Origin of the sequence: Marinobacter sp. UBA5687 (assembly GCF_002420325.1) — a bacterium.
GTDB classification, from domain to species: domain Bacteria; phylum Pseudomonadota; class Gammaproteobacteria; order Pseudomonadales; family Oleiphilaceae; genus Marinobacter; species Marinobacter nauticus.
The window spans coordinates 23261-25411 of sequence record NZ_DIHV01000047.1 but is presented as its reverse complement, the minus strand read 5'-3'; the positions used below and the strand labels follow the sequence as shown (position 1 = coordinate 25411).

General features: G+C 58.7%; 2 protein-coding genes. Both read right to left on the bottom strand.

Features of this window, described 5'->3' with window-relative positions:
- Nucleotides 1–774: NADP-dependent isocitrate dehydrogenase (locus B3Y70_RS05105; RefSeq protein WP_288589312.1), on the bottom strand; the 774-nt coding region annotated here is incomplete at its 3' end.
- Nucleotides 775–1239: 465 nt separating this feature from the next.
- Nucleotides 1240–2151 (bottom strand): AMP-binding enzyme (locus tag B3Y70_RS05100; protein WP_414674108.1); only part of this gene is annotated, 912 nt, incomplete at its 5' end.

Below are 2151 nucleotides of genomic sequence, written 5' to 3'. Positions count from 1 at the left end.
GGCTTTCACGTGCAGGGAGAACATCACGCCGGTGTTCTCACAGTCGGCAATGGCGTCTTCGAAGAACTTCACCAGCGCCTTCTTGCTCATGAACATACCGTCGAGCACTTCGCCTTCCTGCAGCGGCAGGTCGGATTTCAGAACGGTCTGTTCGCCCTTTTTGTTCTCGAACACGATGCGGGCGTTGGTGGCCTTGTCCAGGGTCACGGACTGCTCGCTGGAGTAAAAGTCGCCACCGCGCATGTGCGCCACGTGGGTACGCGAGGCCGGGCTCCATTCGCCCATGGTGTGCGGGTACTTACGTGCGAAGGCCTTGACCGCGGCCGGCGCGCGACGATCGGAGTTACCTTCACGCAGTACCGGGTTAACGGCACTGCCCAGCACCTTGCTGTAACGGGCGTGAATTTCTTTCTCTTCGTCGGTCTCCGGGTGCTCCTTGTACTCGGGCACCTTGTAGCCTTGCTCGTTCAGTTCTTTGATCGCGGCACGCAGCTGGGGAATGGAGGCGGAGATGTTCGGCAGTTTGATGATGTTGGCGTCCGGATCCTTGGTGTACTCACCCAATTCAGCCAGGGCATCCGGAACCCGCTGGTCTTCCTCAAGGTAGTCCGGGAAGCCTGCCAGAATACGCGCCGCGAGAGAGATGTCGCTGGTTTCGAAGTCGATGCCAGCCGGCTTGGCGAAGGTTTCCAGGATGGGAAGCAGTGACCGGGTGGCGAGGGCGGGGGCCTCGTCGGTCAACGTGTAGACAATCTTGGCTTTGGATGATGTCATTTTCGTCCTCAGGCTATTGGGTGGGTTCAGGACGGTCATGGCGCGGTCGGGCGTCTTGTGAACGTCCGGTCGGGCCAGTGACTGATTCGGAACTTTTGATAGACCTACTAAGATAGCATTTTTTACAAAATTTTGGTTACGATCTTAGTATAAGAACGGACTTAAAATGCCTGATCTTCCGTGACAGGACGATGAAATGGCGGGAATTTACGAAACTTTCTAACATTTATCAGGTAAGGGGTAAGCGTGACAGGGGGAGAGCTTTCCAAAACACGCTGTGAATACCTCCCTGTACGCTCTGCTCCGCCATCCATGGCTCCGCAAGGTTTTGGAAAGCTCTCCCCCTGCCACGCCCAAACGCTGTACGGGTAGTCCAATTTCATCGTCGCAGAGTTCGCAAATATGGGCTGTTTTGTCGACAAAACAGCCCATATCGGCACACTTCACATTCCCCTTTATCCAGAATCAGTCGGGCAACAACCCTGCTTGCGCCAAACGTTCCCGAATCCGGTCCAGCGCTTCCGGGTTATCCAGTGCATCCCGGTTGTCGGCTTTCCTGGAGCCGTTGATCAGCCGGGCCACCGCGAGTTCCACTTTTTTGCCGCTACGGGTGTAGGGAATGTCCGGCACCTCGACAATGTGTTTGGGCACATGTCGGGGGCTGGCGCCTTCGCGGATTCGGGTTTTCAGGGTTTTGACCAGGTCGTCGGTGACAGTCTGGCCTTCGGCCGGAACCACGAACAGCACCACTTCCACGTCGCCGTCGATCTGGCGTCCGACCACGAGGCTGTCTTTAACCGCGTCAACGGTTTCCACCTGACGATAGATTTCGGCGGTGCCGATGCGCACGCCGCCGGGGTTGAGGGTGGCGTCGGAGCGGCCGTAGATGATGGCGCCGCCATGTTCGGTGAATTCGATGAAGTCGCCGTGGGCCCAGACGCCGGGGAAGGTATTGAAGTAGGCATCACGATAGCGTTCACCGTCTGGATCCTGCCAGAAGCTGACCGGCATTGAGGGCAACGGCTGGCGGCAGACCAGTTCGCCCCGGCCTTCGCTGACCGGCTGGCCGTCGTCGCCGTAGGCGACCGCGTCCACGCCCAGGAAGCGGCACTGGATTTCACCTCTTCGCACCGGTAACAGTGGTGTTGATCCCACAAAGCAGCCGCAGATGTCGGTGCCGCCGGCGATGGAGCCCAGCAATACGTTGGGAGCACCGTCGGTATAGATCCAGTCGTAGTCTTCCGGCAACAGCGGGGAGCCGGTGGAGAACACCACGCGCAGGTGGCTCTGGTCCAGGTTTTTCGCCGGTTGCAGTTCAGCTTTGCGGCAGCCGGCGATGAAACGGGCGCTGGTGCCGTAGTGGGTGACCCGTTCTTT